The following is a 25,046-nucleotide window of genomic DNA, read 5'->3' as shown; positions in this document are numbered from 1 at the left end:
GTCATGCTCGATCAAGCCCACATCCAGCAAGCCGCTGCCTGCCTCGACCAGGCCGAGCGGTCCCGTGAACAGGTGCGCCAGTTTTCCCTGGAGCATCCCAACATCACGATCGAAGACGCCTATGCCATCCAGCGCGCCTGGGTCGCCCAGAAAATCAAGGACGGGCGCAAGCTGGTGGGGCACAAGATCGGCCTCACGTCCCGGGCCATGCAGGTGTCGTCGAACATCACCGAGCCGGATTACGGCGCCCTGCTCGATGACATGTTCTTCGACGAAGGCACCGATATTCCGTTCGAGCGCTTCATCGTGCCCCGGGTGGAAGTGGAGCTGGCGTTCATCCTCGGCAAGCCGCTCAAGGGCCCGAACTGCACGATCTTCGATGTGCTGGATGCCACGGAATGGGTGATCCCGGCGCTGGAAATCATCGACGCCCGCATCCAGCAGGTGGACCCGCACACCAACGCCACCCGCAAGGTGTTCGACACCATCTCCGACAACGCCGCCAACGCCGGCGTGGTCATGGGCGGCCGCGCCGTGCGCCCCACCGAGATCGACCTGCGCAAGGTGCCGGCGGTGTTGTACCGCAACGGGGTGATCGAAGAGTCCGGGGTGTCGGCCGCCGTGCTTAACCACCCGGCCAAGGGCGTGGCGTGGCTGGCGAACAAACTGGCGCCGTACGACGTCACGCTGCAGCCGGGCCAGATCATCCTCGGCGGCTCCTTTACCCGCCCGGTGGCGGCCAACCCGGGTGACACCTTCCATGTCGACTACGACATGCTGGGCTCCATCTCCTGCCGCTTTGTCTGACTCCCGGAGGACCGCTTCATGGACATGCCCATCAACCGCTTCAAGCAGCGCCTGCAACGTGGCGAAACCCAGATCGGCCTGTGGCTCGGCCTGGCCGACGCCTACTGCGCCGAACTGGCGGCGAATGCCGGGTTCGACTGGCTGCTGATCGACGGCGAACACGCCCCCAACGACCTGCGCGGCATGCTCGGCCAGTTGCAGGCCATCGCACCGTACGACAGCCAGCCGGTGATTCGCCCGGTGATCGGCGATACCGCGTTGATCAAGCAGGTGCTGGATATTGGTGTGCAGACGCTGTTGGTGCCGATGGTGGAGACGGCTGATCAGGCCCGGCAGCTGGTGCGGGCGATGCACTATCCGCCGAACGGCGTACGCGGCGTGGGCAGCGCGCTGGCGCGAGCGTCGCGCTGGAACAGCATTCCCGGTTACCTGGATCAGGCCGATGGGCAGATGTGCCTGCTGGTGCAGATCGAAAACCGTGAAGGCCTGGAGAACCTGGACGCGATTGCGGCGGTTGAAGGCGTGGACGGGGTATTTATCGGGCCGGCGGATCTGAGTGCGGCCATGGGGCATCGGGGCAATCCCGGGCATCCCGAGGTGCAGGCGGCGATTGAAGACGCTATCGTGCGGATTCAAAAAGCCGGCAAGGCGGCAGGGATTCTGAGTGCGGATGAGAAACTGGCGCGGCGGTATATCGAGCTGGGGGCGGCGTTTGTGGCGGTCGGGGTGGACACCACCGTGTTGATGCGCGGGTTGCAGGGGCTGGCTGCGAAGTTCAAAGACACCGCAGCACCGGCCATTACCGGGGGCGTGTACTAACCCCGTCAAACAACAGAGATCAACTGTGGGAGCTGGCTTGCCTGCGATAGCATCACCTCGGTGTACCTGAAGGATCGAGGCGCCTGCATCGCAGGCAAGCCAGCTCCCACATTTTGATCACCTGTTACTCATATACGGTCATTCAACGCTTGATGGTCTTCAACTCATCCAGCAACCCCAGCAACACCTGCAACTTCTCCTCCCCGAACTGCCCCTGCAAGCGCTGGTAATTCTCTTCCATGCACTGGCTCATCGACTCGAAACTGGCCTTGCCCTTCTCCGCCAGGGTCACCAGCACCCGGCGCTGATCCTGCTCGGCCTTGCGCCGGTGCACCATCCCCGCCGCTTCCATGCGCACCAGCACGCCGGTCATGCTCGGTTTGAGAATGCACGCCAGTTCGGCCAATTGGTAAATCTCCAGCTCGTCATGCTGGCTGAGAATTCGAATCACCCGCCATTGCTGCTCGGTCAGCCCATGCTCATTCAACGAGGGCCGGAAAAAGCTCATGGCGGATTCACGGGCCTGCAACAGGGTCAGGGTCAGGGATTGTCTGGGTTTCAACATAGGCTCAGGGTCACGCTTGATTTAGTTAATGTTTTAACGAAACTCTAACACTCTCCTCCCCTCCTCACGCTATAACTTGTGAGGCCGGCGAAGGCTCTGGCGCGCAGGAACAAAAAGCCCGGCACGCAGAATCAAGACATCCACCGCGCCAGCGCCCTTAATACGCTCATTAGCTCTTCACTGTCAGGCAGCGCAATGATCAATATCGAAACGCCGACCTATTACACGGCGACCAAGAAATACAACCTCAGCTTCCCGACCCTGGAACAGGACGTGGACGCCGACGTGGTGATCATCGGCGGCGGCTTTTCCGGGATCAACACCGCCCTGGAACTCGCCGAAAAAGGCATCACCAACATCGTCGTGCTGGAAGCGCGTTACCTGGGTTTTGGCGGCACCGGGCGCAACGGTGGGCAAATCATGGCGGGCATCGGCCACGACCTGGAAAAGATCAAACAGGACGTGGGTGAAGACGGCCTGCGCCAGATCTTCGAGATCAGCGACCTGGGCGCCGACATCATCAAGAACCGCATCGCCAAGTACGACATCGATGCCGACTTCTGCCACGGCTACGGCTACATGGGCTTCAACGCCCGCCAGGAAAAGACCCTGCGCGCCTGGGAAAAAGACTTCAAGTCCATCAACACCCAACACGAAATCCGCTTCCTCGGCGGCTCCGACGTGAAGCAGATCATCGGCTCCGACGCCTACAGCAGCGCGCTGCTGCACATGGGCGGCGGGCATGTGCACTCGTTGAACCTGCTGCTGGGCGAAGCCAAGGCCCTGGCCGGCCACGGCGTGCGGATTTTCGAGAACAGCCCGGCGCTGGAAGTCAGCTACGGCGAACGCATCACCGTGCGCACCGGGCGCGGCTCGGTCAAGGCCAGCAAGTTGCTGTGGGCCTGCGACAGTTTCCTCAACAAGCTGGAGCCGGAACTGCACCGCTCGACCATCAACACCTACGCGTTCCAGATGATGACCGAGCCGTTGTCCGAGGAGCTGATCAACCGTATCAGCCCGATTCGCGGGGCCTACAGCGACATTCGCCCGGTGATCGACTACTACCGTGTCACCAACGAAAACCGCCTGCTGTTCGGCGCCGCCACGCCGTTGGTCGAGCACATTCCCGGGGATTTGAAAGCCTGGAACCGCAACCTGATGCTGAAGATTTTCCCGTACCTCAAGGACGTGAAAATCGACCTGGCCTGGGGCGGCCCGATGGCTTGCAGCCCGAACCTGTTCCCGCAGATCGGCACCCTGCCCGGGCGCAGCAACGCGTTCTTTGTGCAGGGCTATTCGGGCTTCGGCGTGACCCCGAGCCACATCATCTGCAAGGTGCTGGCCGAGGGCATGAGCGAAGGCTCGGCGCGGTATGACCTGGTCAGCTCGATCCACCGCCCGACCATCATCGGCAAAGACGCGATCCGCCCGCTGCTGCTCACTGCCGGCAAGTCCTGGCACCAGCTCTCCGGTTACTGGAACGGCCGCCGCTGAAAACCAACACCGGACATCTCACACCTGACACCTGACACCGGACACCGGACACCGGACACCGGACACCTGACATCTCACACCTGACACCTGACACCTGTAGGAGCGAGCTTGCTCGCGAAAAACGCAAGGGCGCCGCGTTCATCCAGGACGCCAACGTCATCGTTAACGACCTTCGCGAGCAAGCTCGCTCCTACAGTTGATCACTAATTTTTTCTCATCAGGAGCAACTGCCATGACCCTCGTCACCGTCAAAAAAGACATCCAGCTATCAGCACTCGACCCCTGGGGCACCGTCGCCGACCTCGGCTCAACCATCCTCGAAGGCGAAGTCCGGGCCTTCGGCAAAATGACCTTCGGCGCCCCCACCGACCCGGTCAGCAGCGCTTACTTTGGCACCACCCAGGGCAAGTTCCGCATGGTCTATCCGTTCGCCGAACAGGCCATCGTGGTCACCGGCGAAGTGGTGCTCACCGACGAATCCACCGGCCAGAGCACCCGCTACAAGGCCGGCGACAGCTGGTTCGTGACCAAGGGCACGCCGGTGCTGTGGGAAGTGGTCAGCGAAAGTTTCGTCAAACACTACTTCGCCGTGGTGTGATGGACCCGGCTGCCGGCACCCGTCGGCAGCCTTTTGGCGCAGGTAATCCACATGCACGCCCTCTCCGTCCACGAAGTCGCCCGCCAGTGCCTGCAGGCGTTCACCCGGCTGATGCCGGTCAGCCAGGCCGCGTTCTATTGTGTCGACCGGCACTTGGAAGCCCGGGATTTCCAGTTGCACGGCATGAGCGGCGAGATGCACCGCGACTACCTGGACAACTACCGCCAGTTCGACCCGTTGCAACCGCGCAACTGCCTGTCCAGTGGCTTGGCGGTGGTGCCACTGGGCTTTGCCATGGCCCGCCAGCCGCCACGGGACACCCGGCGTTATGGGGATTTTTTGCGCCGGTATGGCGTGGTGGATGTGGTGGAAGTCCTCGCCCAGCGTGCCGGTCAACCCCAGGCGGCGATTTCGTTGCTGCGCACCGCCGACCAGGGCGCCTTCACCGGCGAGCAACTGGCCCAGCTGAATGCCCTGCAAACCTTGCTGCAACTGGCGGTTGCCAACCTGCAGCCCACGGAGGATGCACTGGCCGGCCTGACGCCCAAGGAGCGCCAGATCGCCCTGTTGTTGCGCCAGGGTGCCAGCAACAAACAACTGGCCCAGGAGCTGCAGGTCGGCCTGCCCACCATCAAGACCCACCTGATCAACCTGTTTCGCAAGACCGGCGTCAGCAGCCGCACAGAGCTGGTGGGCAGCCTGTTCCTGTAGCCCGCCTCAACCATCCGGTTGATAGGCGAGCCCGCTTCCCGGCGCGATGATCCGTGGTGTTCACCCACCCAACCGGAGCATCGCAAATGACTACCCCAACTGACTGGATCACCGTGGGCGCCCTCGCCGACGGCTTCGCGCCCGAGGCGTTTATCCTGCCAAACCTGGCCGACCTCAGCGGCAAGGCCTTCACCTTGTACTTCGCCAATGGCTGGCAGATCGAGCATCGTTTCGAGCGCGACAGCCTGGCCTGGGTCGCCGCCGACGGCCACTCCAGCGGCAGCGCAACCTACCGCGCCACCTCGGTGCGCCCCGGCCTGTACCTGGTGGATTTCATCAAGCACGAAGGTACCCAAGCCTGGTCGGTCAGCCTGGTACTCGACACCACCAGCGCCTCGTTCACCGCCGTACTCGCACGCATGCCCACCCAGGAGCAAACCCGCGAAGGCCTTTACAGCCGCGCCCTGGCCGGCAAGCCCCTGACCTCGGTGGAGGTGGAATTCCTCCACGGCAGCCTCGACCGCCCCTGGCAGGCCGGCCAATGCCCCCACGCGCCCACCTGCGAGCTCACCGGCCTGCGCAACCATTACCGCTACAGCCCGAGCGAGGTCTACGAGCACATATACCTCAACGACCAGTTCTACGCCTGGCAATGCCTCAAGGGCGTCGAGCAAGGCTTGTGCGACACCGACCGCTGCCATTACTACAAAATCGCTGACCAGCTGTACCTGTTCGTGTGGCGCGAAAAAATCATCCCCACCCTCGGCCTGGTGCTGATCGACCTGCAACAACACCGCAGCGACGGCAAGATCTTTGGCTATGCCGACGGGTCCTTCGATGCGCTGTCGAACTTCCCCATCAGCTCCTACTGCCAGGTGCTCAACCGCACGGAGCATCCTGATGACTGAGCCGCGCACCCTTGTGATCACCGGCGCCGGCACGGGCATCGGCGCCGCCTGTGCCCGGCTGTACGCCGCAGAAGGTGCGCAGTTGGTGCTGATCGGTCGTCGTCGCGAGCCGCTGGAACAGGTCGCCCGGGAAACCGGCGGCCTTGTGCTGGTGGGTGACGCGGCCTGCCCGCAGACGTGGGAAGGTTTCGTCGAGCAGATTCGCCAACGCTATGGGCGGATCGATGTGCTGCTGGCCTGCGCGGGCGGGCATGGCGTGGGCAACGCCACCGACACCAGCCCGCAGACCTGGGAAGCGGCGCTGCGCAGCAACCTCGACAGCGCCTTCTACAGTGCCCGAGCGTGTTTGCCGCTGCTGCTGGAAAGCGCCGGGAACATCGTGCTGATGGGCTCGATTGCCTCCCTGGCCGCCGGGCCCGACGTGTGCGGCTACACCACCGCCAAGCATGCCTTGCTCGGCCTTAACCGCTCACTGGCCCGGGATTACGGCCCGCGTGGCGTGCGGGTGAACGCGGTGTGCCCGGGCTGGGTGCGCACGCCGATGGCGGATGAGGAAATGCAACCGCTGATGGACTTTTATGGCGAGACGCTGCAACACGCCTACGACCGGGTGTGCGCCGATGTACCGTTGCGCCGCCCGGCCAGCGCCGAGGAAATCGCCAGGGTCTGCCGCTTCCTGGCCTCCAGCGAGGCGTCGATCATTACCGGGGCAACGCTGGTGGCGGATGGCGGTTCAAGCATCGTCGATGTGCCGACGTTGGCGTATGCGCGTATGGAGGTGGGCCATGGATGAAGACCTGGATTTCAGCGGTCGCAGCGTCCTGGTAACGGGCGGCGCCCAGGGCATCGGGCGGGCCATCGTCGAGGCCTTTGCCCTGCGGGGCGCGCGGGTGATGATCGCCGATTTGCAACTGGCCGAAGCGCTGGCGCTTGAGCTGTGCGGGCGCGGCTGCCAGGTGGAAGCGGTGGCGGTGGATCTGGCGGACGCCGCTGCGGTATTCGGGCTGGTTGAAGGGGTGGAACAACGTTGGGGGCGGCTGGATATCCTGGTGCATAACGCCGGGTATTTCCCGCTGACGCCCTTTGTCGACATCACCCCCGCGATACTCGATCGCACCCTGGCGGTCAATTTATCGGCGCTGTTCTGGCTGACCCAGGCGGCGCTGCCGATGTTTCGTCGCCAGGGCCGGGGCTGTGTGTTGGTCACGTCCTCAGTCACCGGGCCCCGGGTCGCATTTGCGGGGTTGAGTCACTATGCGGCGTCGAAGGCCGGGGTCAACGGGTTCATTCGCAATGCGGCGCTGGAACTGGCCGGTTTGAACGTGCGGGTCAACGGGGTGGAGCCCGGCATGATCGCCACGCCGGCCATGGACAACCTGGGGGATGACCAGGTGAATGCACAGATCGCCCGCCGGGTGCCGCTGGGACGGCTGGGTGCGCCGGCGGATATTGCCGGGGCGATGCTGTTTCTGGCGTCGGACCTGGCGGGCTACATCACCGGGCAGACCCTGGTGGTGGATGGCGGCTCGACCTTGCCGGAGGTTTAACGAAACGTCCTACTGAACGGCCAGATAACCTCTACTCCCCCGCCTTGAGAACCACTGCAAAGTCCCTCGCCTGATCACACAGCGCGAGGGAACGCCGATGTCTTTTTCGATTACTGCCCTGCCCGATGGGGCTGCCTCTTGATTCCCGCCATTGGCTTTTTCGTCGTGGCGGCGATGGACCCGAAGACGCGTAACGTCAATGCGGTTCTCAACGACTTCACCCACTGCCTGAACACCTACGACGCGTGGGCCGAGAGCTTCTGGAGCTTTTCGGCACTGGATGTCGAGCAGGTGTTCAAGGTCGGCGATGAGGTGTCGCTGGTCGCGCCCATCACCCGTTCGCTTTATCCCAGCAGCACCGTCGCCACCTGCAAGGCCAATGCACCGTTGACCCTGGTGCACATGTTCCAGAGCACACGGTTCGTGCCCATCGGCAATACGCCGGTGATGCTCCAGGAAATCGCGCAAGACGGCGGCTCGCTCGGCGCGCCCCTCCATAAAACCATCGGCCCCAGCGGCATCCTTGAAGTCACCGAGTGCACCGTCGACCGGCAGTACCGGATCAGCTTTTATCCCAACGTGTCCAGGGACCACATCAAGGCGCTGTATGCCTCCTATCAGTCCGAGATCAGCTCGCTGGAAGGTCGTCTGCGGGGCGAGTGGACGAGCACGTTCAAGCCGATATGGGAGAGCTATTCCAAGGCCGGTTATGTCGATCGGTACACCTCGCTGCAAATGGCCTATGCGCAAGGGTTTGGCAACGTGCTTTACGGTCTCTGGGACGGTATTGCGCAACTGTACCAATGGTTGGCCGACATCAAGCCCAACAGCGAAAAGCTGCTGCAGTACCTCTCCCAGGCCGAGCTTGGAGCGCTGCTGAAGCTCAGTCAGGAGGCGATTGCCAAAGGGTTGCTGATTCTGAGCGATGAACCGCTGCTGTTTATCTACCTATCCGCGATGGTCAGTTGGATGCGCATGCTGCCGCCCCATTACCTGTTTGAGTTGCTGGGGGAAATCACCACCGAACTATTGCTCAACCTGCTGTTGTTGTGGGCTACCGGCGGGATGGGTGTGGCCGTGCGCTTGGGGGCGCAGGTGCTGGGCAAGGTCAAGTCCGAGCGGGCGCGGGAATGGCTGGAGCAGATGGCCAAGCTGGGCGGCACGGCCCGGATGGATGGGCATGCCGAGGTGCTTAAGCCGGTAGCGCTTCAGAGTCATGCGGTGCCGGTCAAGGCCGCGGCGGTGCCGTTGAAGGTGGGTCCAGATCAGGTTTCGAACCCGGCGGCGCTGGTGCGGGAGCCGAAGACGGCACGCACGGCGCTGGTGAAGCAGGAGCCTGTGGATGATGTGCCCGCCGCTGCCAAGAACCCTGGCGGCGATGCAGCCGCTCCCGCAGACAAGACCGCAACCAATGGCTGCCCGGTGTCGATGGTTACCGGTGAGGAGCTGCTGACCCTCACCGACGGATCGTTGGATGGCGTGTTGCCGTTTGCCTGGACGCGGTTGTATCGCAGCAGTGCGGTGGAAGTGGATTGCGGGCTGGGGTTTGGCTGGAGTCATGCACTGGCTCAGCGGTTGGTGGTTAGCGGTGAAACGGTGGTCTGGACCGATCATGAAAACCGCAGTACGACCTTTCCCCTGCCCTCTGCGACGCGGCCAGCCATCACCAATAGCCTGGCGGAAGCGGCGATTTATCTGGGCGCGTTGCCTGATGAGTGGGTACTGGCTCAGGCGTCCCTTTTCTATCATTTCCGTGACGGTGTGCTGACGTCGATCAGCGACGCGTATGACAACCGGCTGCGCATTTCCCGCGACTATTCCGGGCGGATTCAGCGGATTGATAACCACGTCGGCCAGGGATTGCTGCTGCGGTATGACCGCGGGCATATCGTTGCAGTCGACTATCAGGTGCAGCGGGAGCTGGACTGGATTACCGAACAGAACGTTGTTTCCTACCGGTACGACGAAGCGTGGCGGTTGATTGAAGCGACCAACGCTGTCGGCGAAAACGAGCGTTATCGGTACGACGATCAGCAAGTGATCCTGGAACGGCAACTGGCCGGTGGGGCGAGTTTCTTCTGGGAATGGGAAAGGTCCGGCAAATCTGCAAGGTGTATCCGCCACTGGGCCAGTTTTTCCCAGATGGACACGCGGTATGTGTGGGACGACAACGGCACGGTCACCGTGCACAACGCCGATGGCAGCCAGGAAGTCTACGTCCACGACCAGCGCGCGCGGCTGGTGCAAAGGATTGATCCCGACGGCGCGGAGCACTTCAAATCCTACGACGACAAAGGCCGGCTGACGGTCGAGCAGGATCCGCTCGGCGCGGTGACGGCGTATCAATACGACGAAGCCGGTCGGTTGATTGCGCTGTTTCCCGGGGACGATGCACCCACATCCTACGAGCATGACAACGGTTTCGTCCGAGTCGTACGCCGTGGCGATGCGGTCTGGAAATACCAGCGCAACGATCAGGGCGATATCACCCGCAAGACCGATCCGGACGGCAATTACACCGAATACACCTACACCAAACACGGCAAGCTCACCGGCGTCTGGCACCCGGATAACAGCAGTCAGCGCTTTATCTGGAACGAACGTGGCCAGCTCACCGAAGAGAAGCTGGCCAACGGCGGTGTGCGCCGTTATCGCTATGACGACCTGGGACGGCAGGTGGCTTGCGAGGATGAGCACGGTGCGCTGACCCAGTATCAGTGGGACGCCGTAGGACGTTTGCTGAAGGTGATTCAGCCGGGCGGTGCCACTCGCGAATTCAGCTACAACCCGTACGGAAAAATCACCGCCGAGCGCGACGAACTGGGGCGGGTTACTCGCTACGAGTATGCCGACGGCCTGCACCTGATCAGCCGTCGCATCAACCCCGACGGCACGCAGCTCAAATACCGCTACGACAATGCCCGGCTGCAGTTGACCGAGATTGAAAACGAGGTAGGGGAAACCTATCGGCTCGACTACCACGCCAACGGCCTGATCCGGCAGGAAACCGGCTTTGATGGGCGCCGCACGGCTTATGCCTACGACCTCGCCGGGCATCTGCTGGAAAAGACCGAATATGGCGACGATGGCAGTCAGCTGGTTACGGGTTATCAGCGAGACAGCGCCGGTCGCCTTGTACGAAAAACCCTGCCCGACCGCAGCGTTGTCGATTACACCTACGATCGCCTCGGCAATCTCCTCAGCGTCGACGACGGCCACTGGCCGCTGCACTACGAATACGATCTGCAAAACCGCCTTACTGCCGAACACCAGGGCTGGGGCACCTTGCGCTACCGCTACGACGAATGCGGGCAACTCAACTACCTGCGCCTGCCCGACAACAACCGCCTCGCCTTCCACCACGACAAAGGCGGCGACCTCGCCACCATCGAACTCAATGGCAACCCGCTCACTTCGCACCTGTTCAAATCCGGCCGCGAGCACCAGCGCCAACAAGGTCAACTCCTCAGCCACTACCACTACGACGACCAGGGCCGCCTGCACGCCCATGCCATCACCCAACAGGAACAACGCCACCAACGCCGGCAATACGACTACGACAAACGCGGCAACCTGACCCGCATCCTCGACACCCGCAAAGGCCAGCACGACTACCACTACGACCCACTCGACCGCCTGACCCGCGCCAACCACTCGCACGACCTGCAAGAGCGTTTCGCCCACGACCCGGCGGGCAACCTGCTGATGCAGGACCGCGTCGGCCCCAGTGTCGTCAAAGGAAACCGCCTGTTGATGCAAGGCGATCGTCATTACGACTACGACGCCTTCGGCAATCTCCTGCGTGAACGCCGGGGCCGTGCCCAGCAGTTGGTCACCAAATATCGATATGACTGCCAACACCGCCTGATCGCCGTCACCCAACCGGACGGTACCCAGGCCAGATACCGCTACGACCCGTTTGGACGACGCATCGCCAAAACTCTCGACGGCCAAACCACCGAATTTTTCTGGCAAGGCGACATCCTGATTGCCGAGCACAGCGCTGATCATCACCAAAGCTATATCTATGAACCCAACAGCTTTCGCCCTCTAGCGCTGCTGAAAGGCTATGGCCCGGAGGCCGTAAAACCCTTCCACTACCAACTCGACCACCTCGGCACGCCACAGGAACTCACGGCCCCAGACGGCGAAATCGTCTGGTCCGCGCACTACCGCGCCTACGGCCAAATCGCGAAGCTGGACGTCAACACCGTCACCAATCCGCTGCGCTTCCAGGGCCAATACTTCGACCCGGAAAGCGGGCTGCACTACAACCGCCATCGCTACTACAATCCGGACGTTGGGCGCTATCTGACGCCTGATCCGGTGAAGCTGGCGGGCGGGCTGAACGGATACCAGTACGTACCCAACCCGACGGGATGGGTGGATCCGTTGGGGTTGAATACCTGTCCGGGTGCGAACGGTTGTAAACCGGATGTCGGGGTTGGAGATCCGACCGAAAAAACTACGGTTAACGAAGGCCAGCCTGCTTTACCTCATCTGACACAGGCCGAACGACGCGCACGAATTGATGAGCTTGGCGAGGCGAATGCCTACCGCCGTCTTGATGAACTTGAACAAGCAACACCCGGAGCGCATTTTCTGGAAAAGCATGGGGCGCAGACGTCGCTGGCATCTCAACTCGAAAGGGTAACGACGGGTAGAAATCCTACTACCGGGATAGTTGAGATACACGATAGAGGAAGGAGAACTGGACAACCAAGACCGCCTTCTGCCGCCACTCATTTCCTTAGCCATCGAGATCAATTAAATGCTATTTATCGGGCGCAACTTATACTCAAGCAAACAAACATAGGTACATCTCGCGACCCAATGGACATGGGGAAAATTATCGGAGAAGGATACAAGAGAGATGGCTTTGAATACGGGCAACAAAGGAAAGCCATCGTCATATTAGATACAAATGGGAACCCTAAAACTGCTTACACGGACTTTTAAAAATGAAATTAAAACCCAAGCTTTCGATCATTAGAAGCCTGCTATTCACCTACAACATCGAAAACACTAAAGACCTCGAGCGGGAGGAGATAATAGTCTCCAAAGACGTCAATGACGACAAACAACTTGCGGAGTTATTTGACGAGCTAACTAAACCTGAATACATCCTATATAACAATGAAGAACGGCAATGGTATATCGACACACTCGAGCACTTCCTGAACACTGCCGAAACTTTCGACTCCATATTTTACCTATTCGACACATACTTCGATGAGGAAATTTTCGACCAGCGCCAATTTATGAGAGTTTTACTCGGGTGTTTGATCCGATATCAGGCAGAAGCCACGGAAAGTATTTAATAGTCAGAAGCCATTAACGCGGACAACAGCAAAGGGGGGACTTTCATAAAGCCCTCCCCTCCTCTCTCGCCCCCAAAAACTTCACCCCACCTGCTGCAACCGCCCCGCCCGAAAATCCTTCGGCGACACTTCAAACTGCTTCTTGAACGACCGACTAAAGTGCGCCGAATCCGTAAACCCCCACTTATACGCAATCGACGTAATCGACTCACTGCGCAAAAACGGGTTGGTCAAATCATCCGCACTACGCTTCAACCGCGCCCGCTGAATATAGCGGCACACGCTGTCATCCTGTTCCTCAAACAACCGGTACAAATGCCGCACCGAGATGTTCAACCGACTCGCCAATCCCACCGGGCTTAGCCCTGGCTGGGTCAGCGATTCATCAATGACCTTCTGCACATAGCTGCGCAGATTGCTGCCCTGCAGCCCGCCACAATCATCGCGCTCATCATCCTCTTGCTCAAACGCCGACCCCAGCAGCGAGACAAACGCCGACTGCAACGCCTGCCCCTCGCCGACCGCGCCTTCGCCGTTGAGCGCGTCTTTGCAGAGTTGGTCCATCAGCACGTGCAACATGCGCCCGCAGGCTTTGCTTGAGGAGATTTTGCCGAAGGTCTTGGGCTGGTTGCCAAGCTGTTTGCACAGCTCGGCGCGGGACAAGGACAGGGAGGCGTGTTCGATCAGCCCGAAGGGGGTGATGTCGATGGAGCCCACTGAGTCCATCAGGAGTAATTCGCCAGGGGCGAGTTGGACGGTCTGGCCGTTTTGGCTGATCTGGCAGTAGCCGCTGCGCTGGCTGACGAGGAAGCAGTTCTGGTCGTCATCGTGGTCGGCACGGGCTTTGGGGCGTTTGATCAGGCCGGCGTTGGTGCGCAGGTTGGCCAGGGGCAAGCCTGCGCGGGAAAAGGGGGTGATGCTGCCGATGAACAGCGAGCGGTTGAAGGCCAGTTCTGTGTCGAAGTGACCGCAAACCGCGCGCAGATCCCGGGTCCAGCGGTCCAGCCCGTCTTGCCCAATCTGTTGCATGCTCATGGTTGTTTCCACCTTGGCTTTTTGTTTTTGTCCGGCAATAGTTAACATGTTATCTATATGCGCGCAACAAGTACGTGTCGGCCAAGGTGGTTGCACTATTGATGCCAAATACTGTGGTCAGTGGGCCTGCAAGGCGCGCTGGAAACCGCCCAGCGCGTCCAGCAGCCAGGCGCGTTGAGTGCTGCTCAAGGCGATGTAGCGCCGGAACGCCGGCATGCGGTTGACCACCTCGCTGCCGCCCATATGCTCAAGCCGTACGCACCACTGGTGATCCTGCAGGTCGATGCGCAGGTGCTTGAAATCCAGCGGCATCAGGGCGCGATGCAACGCGCTGCCCTCCTGCAGTTCGGTTTGCAGAAGTGTTAAAACGTCCTTGTCTCCCGACCGCTGCCGACAGCGGATTCCGGTGCGTCGAACGGCCCCGGTGTGGTGCAGTTCGAAGCTCGCCGTGCCCTGCTGCGAGGCGGGGATGCGCACGACGAATTCGGTCATCACCAGGTGCATCAACAACTGCGATTCGGTGCGCTCGACGATCTCCAATTGCAACCCGAGTGTGTCCAGCGCCACTCGGGCCGTGGTGGGGCCGGATGCCTCGTAACCGGCCAGGCCCAGGTTACGTCGCAGGTGTTCCAGCGTAACCCCGGGCCGATACCCGGCAGGCGCACGCCGGGCGCTGAACAGTTCAAACAGTTTTTGCAGCATGGCTGACATACCCGTTGTGTGGCTGACTCGGCTCATGGGCGAACTCCTTGGCCAACACCTCTTCCACCGAGGCAGGTTTGAATGGATTGACCTTCTGTACCACCAGGGTCCAGAACAGCGCGTACGCCGCCGTGCACCCGAGCATCACGCCAAAGGGGATGTAGATGTCAGCGGGGTTCATGCCGGGCGGGGTGATAAACCACATGCCCAGCAGGATGCCGATGCTCGACAGAATCTGCGGCAACGGAAAGAACGGCGAACGGTAGGCGCGTGGCAGGTCAGGCCGGCGAATCCGCAGGATCACCACCGACAGCGTCACCAGCAGGTAAGCGAAACTCCAGGCACACACGGCGGCCAGCACCAGGTGCATGATGTTGTCGGTGTTTCCCGCCAGGTACAGCGCGTGCAGGCACGGGATCAGCATCGCCACCAGGATGCACAGCAGCGGCGTCTTGAAGCGCGGGTGCAGGTAGGTGAACACCTTGGGCAACGCGCCGTCGACCGCCATGCCGTACAGGATCCGTGGCACACCGGCCATCAAGGTGTTGATGGTTGCAGCACCGGCAAACAGGAAGCCGATACCCAGCCACATCGGGCCGATGCTGCCCATCACCTGTTCGGCGAATTTCGGAATCGCCATGGGCGTGTCCAGCAGGTGCACGCCGCCGGCGGCGTCGATCACTACGTTTTCCACCTGGCGTTTCATCGCCGCGCCGTAGATGAACATGCACGTGGCCACGCCCAGCAGCCCCAGGATCATGGCCTTGGGCATCACCTTGGCCGAGTTGCGCAGGTCCGGCGCCAGAGGCGTGACGAATTCACAGCCGACGAACATGAACATCGCCATGCCCACCAACGACAGGACCGTGATCAAGTCGGTGCCCACCAGGGATTCCCCGAACCAGCCGTCCAGCTGCACCGCCGGGGCCGCGATCAGGCCCAGCACGCCGAACACCATCAAGGTGGTCCACATGCCGAAGGTGAGGATGATCTCGGCCCGCCCGAATGCGCTGACGCCGAAGGCGTTCAGCACCCCGAACACGAGCACAAAACCCACCCCCAGCAACCACGAACCGCCGGCGGATTCCGCCAGGGTGTTGAGGTGTTCGAAGTTCACCAGCGCCATCACCCCCGACAGGATGGTTTCAGCGGTGCCGGCAAACACATGCACGATCAGGTACGCCGACAAGGTGCCGGTGATCGCGAAGAACCGGCCCATGCCGCAGTTGATGTAGTCGTAGACCGAGCCGGTGGTGGGCAGGATCGAGGCGGCTTCGGCGAAGGTGGTCGCCTGGGCCAGCATCATCACCACCGCGATCAACATCGCCACCGCAAAGGCGCTGCCGCCGATGCCAAACCCCATGGTCGCGGTGAGGATCACCGGGCTGGCCATGATCAAGCCAATAGTGCTCGCCAGCGCGGTTGGAAAGCCCACCGTGCCGCGTTTCAAATGTTCGGTGAGCCGGTCGTTGATCGACATGGTGCGGATCCTCAAGAAGCGGATTTTTAGAAGTATTGGCACTCTGCGCCCCGCCCTGGCGGATCGTCTTGCTCCTGGCTGCCGCCGGTTTTGTTGCTGCCTGCCACCGCCCCGGCGCTGGCGGCCAGGGTCAATTGCCTGGCACGCAGGGGAAAGACTTGGCCCGGCGGCGCTCGCCCTAATGCGCCCTCAATTCACCTTGTTGGGGACTATAACAATGCAGCACACACAACAAACCCGTCACCTGTACAGGGCCATCAGCCTGGGCATCGCGCTGATGATCATCGAGTCATCGGCCCAGGCGTTCGAGCTGTATGCCGATGACGACACCAAGGTCACCGGCAACTTCCTCGCAGTGTACGGGATGTTCAACAGCCGCAAGAACTACGACGGCACTACCGGCGGTTCCACCTGGCGCGAAGGCTTTATCAAGTACGGTTTGAGCGTCGACCAGTCCTTTGGCGCCCTGGGCAGCGTGTACGGCACGGCCAACCTGGTCAGCTCCGGCACCTGGGGCGACGGCGATGCGTCCGGCGTGACCACCGGCAGCGAGCGCACCACCAAGTTCGATGAAGCGTTCGCCGGCTGGCGCTCGGGGGAGCTGTTTCCGGGATTGGGCAAGGATGGCGTGGACCTGTCGTTCGGCCGCCAGGTCATCATGCTCGGCGACGGTTTCATCATCAACGACGACGGCCCGAACCTCGGCAAGGGCGTGGACGACGGCAAGTTCAACCGTGGCGGCGCCTATTACATCGCCGCGCGCCATGCCTTTGATCAAACCGCCGTGTTGCGCCTGGGCGGCAAGGACGGCGTGCATGGCAGCGTGATGTGGATCAAGTCCGACAACCGCGCCCAGGCCAACACCGAAATGGCTGCCGGCACCCTGGACTACACGGCAGCGCCCGGCACCGTGGGCTTGACCTATATCCATGGCATCAGCGTCGACGACCGTTATGCCAATGACCTGCAAAAACAGCGGGCCGGCATGAACATCTACAGCCTGCGGGGCGCCGGCAATGCCGGGGTCGAAAACGCGCATTTTTCCTTTGAATACGCCTGGCAGGACAAGGATGCCGGCCCGGAAAAGGCCTGGTACACCGAAGGCGGCTATACCTTCGCCGCACTGCCCTGGTCGCCGGACCTGACGTACCGCTACAGCCGCTATTCAAAAAACTGGGACGCGATGTTCTCGGGCTTCAACCGGGGCTACGGCACCTGGGTCCAGGGCGAAGTCGCCGGCAATTACTCGGGGCCGTTCAATACCAACACCGCGGTGCAACACGTGGCGCTGAAGGTCAAGCCGCTGGACAGCGTGACCGTGGGCGCGCTGTTCTTCGACTACAAGACATTGAGCAAGGGCGGCATGCTGAACCTGGACGGTCGCGAACTGGACCTGTACGCCGAATGGGCGGTGAACGAACACCTGATCATCACGCCGCTGCTGGGGCTGTATAAGCCGAACAAGGATGAGAGCAACGGCGGGAATCAGGTGGGTGGCAATGGCACCAATGTCTACAGCCAAGTCACCGTGGCCGTGCCGTTCTAGTGCAGATCCAACGAGCTGATGAAGATCAAATGTGGGAGCTGGCTTGCCTGCGATGGCATCACCGCGGTGTCTCTGATGTACCGAGGTGTCTGCATCGCAGGCAAGCCAGCTCCCACATTAAACCTGCATCAATCCTCGAGAGAGGTGTTCGCCCTACGGTTGCCGCGCCTCAATCCGCGCATACGCCCCCTGGTGATAGAGCAGCGGCGCGCGACCAAAATCATCAAACGCCACCACCTTGCCGATCATGATCCAGTGATCGCCGCCGTCCACCTGCTGGTATTTCTCGCAGTGAAACCGCGCCGAGCAATCGGCAAAGACCGGCGAGCCGCCCTCGCCCGGTTCGAATTCTATTTCGGCGAAGCGGTCTTCCCTGGGCCGGGCGAAGTTGTTCGACAGGTCGATCTGGTCAGCCGCCAGCACGTTGACCGCAAAATGGCTGGCCTGCTCGAACACCTCGTGGCTGTTGGAGCGCTTGTCGATGCTCCACAGCACCAGCGGCGGGTCCAGGGACACCGAGTTGAAGCTGTTGGCGGTGACGCCGACCTTGCGCCCGTCGGCAGAGGCGGCAGTGACCACGGTGACGCCGGTGGCAAAGTTGCCCAGGGCCCGGCGAAAGGCCCGTGGGTCGAAACTGTTATCAGACATGCAAGACTCCCGGATTACTTATAGTTATCGAGCGGCTCTGGGTAGGAGCGAGCGGGCTCGCGAAGGTCGTTAACGATGACGCGGGCTGCCTGGATGGGCGCGGCGCTCTCAGGTTTTTCGCGAGCAAGCTCGCGCCTACATGGGGGGCCGTGGCAGGCGTCAAATCATGCTCGGATCAGGCTCAAGCCCCATCAGCTCACGCCCCAGGATCTGCGCGCACACGTCGTAGTCGGTGTAGGCATGGGCGCCGGTCATATGGGAATCGCGGAACAGGCGCTGCATTTCGTTGTGCTCGAACCATGCATTGCCACCGGCGGCCTCGAACAAGCGATCCACCGCCTGGATGCACATCTTGGTGGCGTAGGCCTGGTTGGTGCGCCAGAACGCCAGGGTCTCGCGGGAGGGATAACGGTGCTGCTCGCTGTGTTCGGCGTGCTCCTGCCAGGTCTTTTCGAGGAAGGCCCGGGCGGCCGCCACCTGGTGCGTGGACTCGGCCAGGCGCATCAGTGCCGGGGTCGCGGCCCCCACTGCCGCACCGGTGTAGGCACGTACGCGGGTCTTGGTTTTTTCGCGGAACACCTCAAGCATGCGCTCGGCCACGCCCAGGCTCACCGTGGAGAAACCACTGGCGAAATACGGCCGGTACGGCGAGTAGAAAATCTTGCTGTCGGGGTACAGACCGAAGCCGGCAGACTTGCCTTCCATCATGTCCTTGGCCTTCTGGATACGATGTTCGGGCACGAGCACGTTGTCGATGATCAGGGTCTTGGTGCCGCTGCCTTTCATGCCGGCGGCGAACCAGTCATCGCGAATCTGGTAGTCACTGCGCGGCAGCACCGCGAAGCAATAGTCCTGGGTGCCCTCGGCGTTTTTGCGACGGAAACCCACAATCGCCCACTCGGCGTGATCGCAACCGCTGCTCCAGCCCATTTCACCGCTGAACAGCACACCGCCGTCGGTTTCTTCAGTGCGGCCAAACGGCGCGATGCTGCTGCTGGCGGTGGCATTCGGGTTATCGCCCCAGACTTCCTGCTGCAGCTTGGCCGAGAACAGCGCCAGTTGATGGCTGTGGGTGCACAACAGGCTCATGGCCCAGGCGGTGCTGGCGCAGGCGCCGGCGAGCAAGGCGATGCAGTCGGCAAATTGTGGCAGGGAGATTTCCATGCCGCCAAACGGTTTGGGTTGAAAGGCGCGGTGCATGCCGATGCTTTTGAGCAGCGCAATGTTCTCATCGGGGACTTTGCGGTCCTGCTCGGCCTGGAAGGCGTTGGCAGCGATGGTCGGCAGAATCGACTTGAGGTCTTCGAGGAGCGGGTTTGGCTTTTTCATGGACGGCCCTGCTTATTATTGGATGTCCGGCTGGCGTTCAAACTCAACGAACGGCGCTGGATGCAGGGCCAGTATGAAACGGGCAACCCCTTCGTAAAATGCACGTTCCACAGCCAAGATTGCACTTTCCACAGGGCTGGCAGCCATAGACATGCCGCCAGGCAGGCACAGACAAGCCTGGGCCGCCTGCGCTGGTTAACCTCGGGTTTTTGCGAGCAGGAAAACCCCATGAGCGATATTGCGCTGCTGCCTGAAGTCCACGCCTTCCTCCCTCGAAGCCATGCCCTGTTTATCGACGGCGGTTACGTCCAGAGCCATTCCAGCCAAACCCTGGCGGTGATCAACCCGGCCAACGGCGAGGTGATCGCCCAAGTGGCGGATGCTGACCAGGCCGATATCGACGCGGCGGTAGAGTCCGCCCGGCGCGGGTTCCAGCAGTGGTCCCGGGCCGCACCGGCAACGCGCGGCAACGTGCTGCTCAAACTCGCCGACCTGCTGGAACAACACCGGGAAGCACTGGCGCAGATCGAAACCTGCCAGTCGGGCAAGATCATCCAGATTTCCCGGGCCTTTGAGGTCGATCAGGCCGCGCACTTCCTGCGTTACTACGCCGGTTGGGCCACCAAGATCAGCGGCCAGACCATTACCCCGTCGCTGCCCTCCTTCGCCGGCGAACGCTACACCGCGTTCACCCTGCGCGAACCGGTGGGCGTGGTGGTGGGCATCGTGCCGTGGAATTTCTCGACCATGATCGCCATCTGGAAACTCGCCTCGGCGCTGGTGACCGGTTGCAGCATCATCATCAAGCCCAGCGAGTTCACCCCGTTGACCATCCTGCGCATCGCCGAACTGGCCATCGACGCGGGCCTGCCGGCGGGCGTGCTGAACGTGTTGACCGGTGGCGGCGCCGTGGGTAAAGGCCTGGTGGAGCACCCGGGCACGGACAAGGTCTCGTTCACCGGTTCGGTGCCCACCGGCATCGCGGTGGGTCGCAGTGCCATGGGCGCCGGCCTGACCCGGGCGACCCTGGAGCTGGGGGGCAAAAACGCCGCCGGGTTCCTGCGGGATGTGGACCTCGACAAGGCGGTGAACGGCATCATTGAAGCCGGCTTCCTGCATTCCGGCCAGATCTGCGCCGCCGCCGAACGCTTCTTCGCCCATCGCTCGCAGATCGAGCCGATCATGGACAAGCTCGCGCAACGCCTGAGTCGGTTGAACATCGGCTCGCCGCTGGACGAGCGCACCGAGTTCGGCCCGGTGACCAACCGTCAGCACCAACAGAAACTCGACTGGTTTTTTGCCAAGGCCCGTGCCGAGAACAATACGATCATCCATGGCGGCAAGCTGATCGATGGGCCGGGCTGCTATGTAGAGCCGACGGTGATTCTCGCCAACACGATCAACGACACCCTGCTCAACGAAGAAACCTTCGGCCCGATTGCCACGTTCTTCCCCTATGACACTGAGGAAGAGTTGCTGGAGTTGATGAACAACACGCCGTACGGCCTGAGCGCCAGCCTTTGGACCAACGATTTGAGCAAGGCCCTGCGCATGGTGCCGGCGATCAACGCGGGCACGGTGTGGGTGAATATGCACACGATGCTTGACCCGGCGGTGCCGTTTGGCGGCAACAAGTCTTCGGGGGTGGGGCGTGAGTTTGGCGGGGCATTCATCGAGGACTACACCGAGCTTAAGTCGGTGATGATTCGGTACTGATAAACCGGGCGACCGATCATTCCCACGCTCCGCGTGGGAATGCATACCGTGACGCTCCGCGTCACCCTCGCGCAAGGCTTCAATGTCGCGTCGGCAGCGGGACGCGGAGCGTCCGAGGCGGCATTCCCACGCAGAGCGTGGGAACGATCAAACGGCTCAGTGAGCGGCCCATCAATATGCAGGTCAGTAGCGGATACAGCCAGGTGCCTTTTAAATACCTGTACAAGTTTATAATTTTGTACAAGTATCAGGTATCGAAGCTTCCGCTGTATCACGCCCGCTCAGGGAGAAACGCTATGACCCGTCTATTGGTTTCACTGGCCCTGGTGCTCGGCCTGTGCAGTTGCGGCAGCGTGGATGTCAAACACTATGCCGACCAGCAACCCCAGCTCGACCTGGTGCAGTTCTTCAGCAAGCCCGTGAAGGCCTGGGGGATATTCGAGAAGCGCTCGGGTGAAGTGGCCAAGCGTTTCGAGGTGAATATCGCCAGCCGCCGCGAAGGTGAAAACCTGATTCTCGACGAGCGCTTTCTCTACAGCGACGGCACGCGCCAGCGGCGGGTCTGGACCCTGACCCCCGACGGCCCGGGCCATTGGCGCGGCCGTGCAGATGATGTGGTGGGTGAGGCCAAGGGCGAAGTGGCCGGCAACGCGCTGCGCTGGCGCTACGTGCTGAACCTGCCGGTTGACGGCTCCGTCTACGAAGTAAGCCTCGACGACTGGATGTACCTGATGGACGAAGACACCCTGATCAACCGCTCCAGTATGTCCAAGTTGGGCATCGAAGTGGGCCAGGTGACGCTGTTCTTCCGTCGCCAGTCTGCGCAACCCTGACAGGCAAGGAGTGAACCATGAACCTGCAAACCCTGACCCAACTGGCCACCGATGGCGGCGTACGTGAGTTGGAGCTGCTGTCCCTGGAAGGCGGTTTCTACCTGGCGCGCGTCAGGCTGGACCACGGCCAGTTCACCGTGCTGGACGCCGCGGCAAAGCCCCTGCACTTTCGCTCCATCAATCACCTGCGGGAGGTGTTGCAGGCAGTCCCGGCGTTTCCCTGCACCCTGGTGCATCAGTGCGTCCACGATGAAATGTGCGGCCACCGTGAAGGCCCCGTTGAGGCTTTGCGAACGCCGTTTTCCCTGGCGGCGCCCTGGTGAACCCGGCCGTTCGAAACCTGTGCCTGGTGCTGGGCGACCAGTTGTCATTTGACCTGGCCTCGCTGGATGGGCTGGACAGCCAGTACGACGCCGTGTTGATGGTCGAGGTGATGGAGGAAGCCAGCCATGTGCCCCACCACCCGCAAAAAATCGCCCTGATCTTCAGCGCCATGCGCCACTTTGCCCAGGCGTTGCAGCAGCGCGGTATTCGGGTGCACTACGTCAGCCTGGATGACCCGCAAAACACCGGCTCCGTGCCCGGCGAGTTAAAGCGCTGGTACTCGCAGCTGCACGCGCGGGAGCTGCACCTGACCGAATGCGGCGACTGGCGCCTGGAGCACTCCCTGAAGGACTGCGGTTTGCCGATCCAGTGGCATGCCGACAGTCGATTCCTGTGCAGCCGTGACGGGTTCGCGGCCTGGGCCAGCGGCAAAAAACAGCTGCGCATGGAATACTTCTACCGGGAGATGCGCCGCAAGAGCGGGCTGTTGCTCAACGGTGACGGTACGCCGGTGGGCGGCGCCTGGAACTTCGATGCAGACAACCGCAAGGCACTGCCCAAGGGCACCAAAGCGCCCTACCCGGCACGCTTCAGCGCGGACTCAATCACCCAGGACGTGTTGGCGCTGGTGGCCAAACACTTCAGCAACCACTACGGCTCCCTGGACACCTTCGATTACCCGGTGACCCACGCCGACGCCCAGGCGCTGTGGGACTATTTTCTGGATTACGGCCTGGCGGGCTTCGGCGACTACCAGGACGCCATGGCCAGCGACGAGCCGTTTCTGTTTCACGCCCGCATCAGTGCGGCGCTGAACATCGGCCTGCTGGACCTGCGCCAGCTGTGCAGCGACGTGGAGGCGGCTTATTGGTCGGGCAGCATCGGGCTGAATGCCGCCGAAGGGTTTATCCGCCAACTGATTGGCTGGCGTGAGTACGTGCGCGGCGTCTACTGGCTGAAGATGCCCGACTACGCCGCCGGCAACGCATTCGGCAACAGCCGCCCGCTGCCGGAGTTCTATTGGACAGGCGAGACGCAAATGAACTGCATGCGCCAGGCCATCGGCCAAAGCCTGAAACACGCCTACGCCCATCACATCCAGCGGCTGATGGTCACCGGCAATTTCGCCTTGCTGGCCGGGATCGTGCCCAGCCAGATATGTGAGTGGTACCTGGCGATCTACATGGACGCGTTCGACTGGGTCGAGCTGCCCAACACCCTGGGCATGGTCATGCACGCCGATGGCGGCTACCTGGGCTCCAAGCCTTACTGCGCGAGCGGCCAGTACATAAAGCGCATGTCGGACTACTGCGGCGGCTGTGCCTACAAAGTCACTGAAAGCACCGCGGACAACGCCTGCCCGTTCAATGCACTTTACTGGCACTTCCTGATGCGCCACGGCGACCTGCTGCGGGGCAATCAGCGCATGGCCCTGCTGTATAAAAATCTCGACCGCATGCCTGAGTCCAAACAGGACGCGCTGTGGGCACGCGGCGAGAGGCTGCTGGCCAAACTGGATGCAGGTGAAACGCTGTGAAATTTTCCGGCGGCTGCGAATTGTTGTGAAACCGCCGATAAATGGCCAATTGCCCATGCTACCTTCGGCGTCGATGTCAACCAATCCATTGAGGGAGCAGCGCCCATGTCTACTACCGTAACACCCGCCGGTGGCGGACCGACGTCTCAAAAAGCCTCAACCTCGGTGTTCGATGACAAATTGAACATTGCCAAGTCGAGCAAGGTCGTCGCCGATTACATGCGCCAGACGGGCAAGTCGGCCATTACCAAACAAGAGCTTTCACAGCTGGCCAGCAACGCCTCGGGCAAGGTTCCCGCCGATGTCAGCGCCGCGGCCCAATACATGGAACGCCATCCCGACGTGTTCACCGCGATCGAAACCCATGACGTGGCCGGTGCCGACAACCTGTCTGGCGTGTGGAACTTCGACTGGGCTGCCAACGGTGGCCTGAACGGCACGGCCACCGACGCCATCGCCAAAATGCAGGACACCTTCGACTTTGCGATCGCCAAGTCGGCGCAAATCACCGAGATCAGCACCGGTAAAAAAGCCGAGCTGGACTCGACCAAGCAACGGCCGCAGAACTAGGTTTCTGGACGCAACAACAATCAAATGTGGGAGCTGTGGAGCTGTAGCGAGGCGGCGATAGCGTCGGCACAGTCGACAGTGAGGGTGCCTGACCCACCGCTATCGCGGCCTCGCTAAAGCTCGACGGCTCCCACATTTGGTCTTGGTCGGCCGTCGAATTGCAGGGTGCCTGCGGCCAGATTGCCCCAGGCACAAGGCCAAACCGGTTGCTGGACGCGCTCGGTCTGAAGACATAGCAGATTCCCTGTGGGAGCTGTCGAGCTTTAGCGAGGCTGCGATGGCGTCGGCACAGTCGACATTGATGTTGCCTGACACACCGCTATCGCGGCCTCGCTTAAGCTCGACAGCTCCCACATTTGATCCTTGTCAGCCGCCAGACTGCAGGGTGCCCGTGGCCAACGGGGTGCTGGCCAGAACGCCAACCCGATTGCCGGAAGAGCGCGGTCTGAAGACATAGCAAATTCCCTGTGGGAGCTGTCGAGCTTTAGCGAGGCTGCGATGGCGTCGGCACAGTCGACGTTGATGTTGCCTGACACACCGCTATCGCGGCCTCGCT

At 61.6% G+C, this 25,046-nt stretch carries 21 protein-coding genes and 1 pseudogene; 16 read left to right on the top strand and 6 right to left on the bottom strand.

What is annotated here, in order from left to right:
• Window positions 1–3 precede the first annotated feature (3 nt).
• Window positions 4–807: a 2-oxo-hept-4-ene-1,7-dioate hydratase gene (gene hpaH / locus HX855_RS25350; protein ID WP_177089814.1), complete on the top strand. Its 804-nt coding sequence runs from the start codon at window positions 4–6 to the stop codon at window positions 805–807.
• Between the two features lie 18 nt (window positions 808–825).
• Window positions 826–1,626 carry a 4-hydroxy-2-oxoheptanedioate aldolase gene (hpaI, locus tag HX855_RS25345; protein WP_177089815.1) on the top strand — a complete coding sequence of 267 codons (801 nt, stop codon included), beginning with the start codon at window positions 826–828 and terminating at the stop codon, window positions 1,624–1,626.
• A 142-nt stretch (window positions 1,627–1,768) separates the two neighbouring features.
• Here hpaI and hpaR read toward each other — a convergent pair whose 3' ends face one another.
• Window positions 1,769–2,191 carry a homoprotocatechuate degradation operon regulator HpaR gene (gene hpaR / locus HX855_RS25340; RefSeq protein WP_177089816.1) on the bottom strand — a complete coding sequence of 141 codons (423 nt, stop codon included), beginning with the start codon at window positions 2,189–2,191 and terminating at the stop codon, window positions 1,769–1,771.
• A gap of 195 nt (window positions 2,192–2,386) precedes the next feature.
• Between hpaR and HX855_RS25335 the strand changes: the two genes are divergently transcribed.
• The 8 genes from HX855_RS25335 (at window position 2,387) to HX855_RS25300 (ending at window position 12,770) form a co-directional block, all read left to right on the top strand.
• A complete protein-coding gene (locus HX855_RS25335; RefSeq protein WP_177089817.1) occupies window positions 2,387–3,685 on the top strand; it encodes an FAD-binding oxidoreductase in 1,299 nt (432 codons plus the stop codon).
• Between the two features lie 232 nt (window positions 3,686–3,917).
• Entirely contained in the window at window positions 3,918–4,283 is a 366-nt protein-coding gene (locus tag HX855_RS25330; RefSeq protein WP_177089818.1) for a cupin domain-containing protein, read from the top strand.
• A 51-nt stretch (window positions 4,284–4,334) separates the two neighbouring features.
• The gene (locus HX855_RS25325; protein ID WP_177089819.1) at window positions 4,335–4,994 is read left to right on the top strand and encodes a LuxR C-terminal-related transcriptional regulator; all 660 of its coding nucleotides are present in this window, start codon (window positions 4,335–4,337) and stop codon (window positions 4,992–4,994) included.
• A gap of 86 nt (window positions 4,995–5,080) precedes the next feature.
• Window positions 5,081–5,902 (top strand): molybdenum cofactor biosynthesis F family protein, encoded by an 822-nt coding sequence (locus tag HX855_RS25320; protein WP_177089820.1) that lies wholly within the window; start codon window positions 5,081–5,083, stop codon window positions 5,900–5,902.
• Window positions 5,895–6,695 carry an SDR family NAD(P)-dependent oxidoreductase gene (locus HX855_RS25315; protein WP_177089821.1) on the top strand — a complete coding sequence of 267 codons (801 nt, stop codon included), beginning with the start codon at window positions 5,895–5,897 and terminating at the stop codon, window positions 6,693–6,695. The genes HX855_RS25320 and HX855_RS25315 overlap by 8 nt, the downstream gene beginning before the upstream one ends.
• On the top strand, window positions 6,688–7,449 hold the full coding sequence (locus HX855_RS25310) for an SDR family oxidoreductase (RefSeq protein ID WP_177089822.1): 762 nt from the start codon (window positions 6,688–6,690) through the stop codon (window positions 7,447–7,449). Before HX855_RS25315 ends, HX855_RS25310 begins: the two co-directional genes overlap by 8 nt.
• Before the next feature lie 174 nt (window positions 7,450–7,623).
• The gene (locus HX855_RS25305; RefSeq protein ID WP_177089838.1) at window positions 7,624–12,408 is read left to right on the top strand and encodes an RHS repeat-associated core domain-containing protein; all 4,785 of its coding nucleotides are present in this window, start codon (window positions 7,624–7,626) and stop codon (window positions 12,406–12,408) included.
• 2 nt (window positions 12,409–12,410) lie between these two features.
• On the top strand, window positions 12,411–12,770 hold the full coding sequence (locus HX855_RS25300) for a hypothetical protein (protein ID WP_177089823.1): 360 nt from the start codon (window positions 12,411–12,413) through the stop codon (window positions 12,768–12,770).
• Between the two features lie 81 nt (window positions 12,771–12,851).
• Here HX855_RS25300 and feaR read toward each other — a convergent pair whose 3' ends face one another.
• The 3 genes from feaR to HX855_RS25285 all read right to left on the bottom strand — a co-directional run bounded on the left by feaR (window position 12,852) and on the right by HX855_RS25285 (window position 15,987).
• On the bottom strand, window positions 12,852–13,805 hold the full coding sequence (gene feaR / locus HX855_RS25295; protein WP_177089824.1) for a transcriptional regulator FeaR: 954 nt from the start codon (window positions 13,803–13,805) through the stop codon (window positions 12,852–12,854).
• Between the two features lie 117 nt (window positions 13,806–13,922).
• Window positions 13,923–14,507 carry a DUF3156 family protein gene (locus tag HX855_RS25290; RefSeq protein WP_177089825.1) on the bottom strand — a complete coding sequence of 195 codons (585 nt, stop codon included), beginning with the start codon at window positions 14,505–14,507 and terminating at the stop codon, window positions 13,923–13,925.
• Entirely contained in the window at window positions 14,488–15,987 is a 1,500-nt protein-coding gene (locus tag HX855_RS25285; RefSeq protein ID WP_177089826.1) for an APC family permease, read from the bottom strand. The genes HX855_RS25290 and HX855_RS25285 overlap by 20 nt, the downstream gene beginning before the upstream one ends.
• Window positions 15,988–16,204: 217 nt before the next feature.
• Between HX855_RS25285 and HX855_RS25280 the strand changes: the two genes are divergently transcribed.
• On the top strand, window positions 16,205–17,533 hold the full coding sequence (locus HX855_RS25280; RefSeq protein ID WP_177089827.1) for a hypothetical protein: 1,329 nt from the start codon (window positions 16,205–16,207) through the stop codon (window positions 17,531–17,533).
• A 171-nt stretch (window positions 17,534–17,704) separates the two neighbouring features.
• Here the strand turns inward: HX855_RS25280 and HX855_RS25275 are convergent.
• Together HX855_RS25275 and HX855_RS25270 are read right to left on the bottom strand one after the other, a co-directional pair.
• Window positions 17,705–18,181, bottom strand: a pseudogene (locus HX855_RS25275) (flavin reductase family protein); the annotation flags it as partial.
• A gap of 159 nt (window positions 18,182–18,340) precedes the next feature.
• Window positions 18,341–19,510: a p-hydroxyphenylacetate 3-hydroxylase oxygenase component gene (locus tag HX855_RS25270; protein WP_177089829.1), complete on the bottom strand. Its 1,170-nt coding sequence runs from the start codon at window positions 19,508–19,510 to the stop codon at window positions 18,341–18,343.
• Window positions 19,511–19,738: 228 nt separating this feature from the next.
• Between HX855_RS25270 and HX855_RS25265 the strand changes: the two genes are divergently transcribed.
• The 5 genes from HX855_RS25265 to HX855_RS25245 all read left to right on the top strand — a co-directional run bounded on the left by HX855_RS25265 (window position 19,739) and on the right by HX855_RS25245 (window position 24,490).
• On the top strand, window positions 19,739–21,226 hold the full coding sequence (locus HX855_RS25265) for an aldehyde dehydrogenase family protein (RefSeq protein ID WP_177089830.1): 1,488 nt from the start codon (window positions 19,739–19,741) through the stop codon (window positions 21,224–21,226).
• 296 nt (window positions 21,227–21,522) lie between these two features.
• Window positions 21,523–22,059 (top strand): DUF3833 domain-containing protein, encoded by a 537-nt coding sequence (locus HX855_RS25260; RefSeq protein WP_177089831.1) that lies wholly within the window; start codon window positions 21,523–21,525, stop codon window positions 22,057–22,059.
• Between the two features lie 17 nt (window positions 22,060–22,076).
• Window positions 22,077–22,382: a DUF6482 family protein gene (locus HX855_RS25255; RefSeq protein WP_177089832.1), complete on the top strand. Its 306-nt coding sequence runs from the start codon at window positions 22,077–22,079 to the stop codon at window positions 22,380–22,382.
• Window positions 22,379–23,920 carry a cryptochrome/photolyase family protein gene (locus tag HX855_RS25250; RefSeq protein WP_177089833.1) on the top strand — a complete coding sequence of 514 codons (1,542 nt, stop codon included), beginning with the start codon at window positions 22,379–22,381 and terminating at the stop codon, window positions 23,918–23,920. The genes HX855_RS25255 and HX855_RS25250 overlap by 4 nt, the downstream gene beginning before the upstream one ends.
• A 105-nt stretch (window positions 23,921–24,025) precedes the next feature.
• A complete protein-coding gene (locus HX855_RS25245) occupies window positions 24,026–24,490 on the top strand; it encodes a hypothetical protein (RefSeq protein ID WP_177089834.1) in 465 nt (154 codons plus the stop codon).
• The last annotated feature ends 556 nt before the right edge of the window (window positions 24,491–25,046 follow it).

Source organism: Pseudomonas sp. IPO3778, from assembly GCF_013386825.1.
Taxonomy (GTDB): Bacteria; Pseudomonadota; Gammaproteobacteria; order Pseudomonadales; family Pseudomonadaceae; genus Aquipseudomonas.
This window is presented reverse-complemented; position numbering and strand designations above follow the sequence as displayed.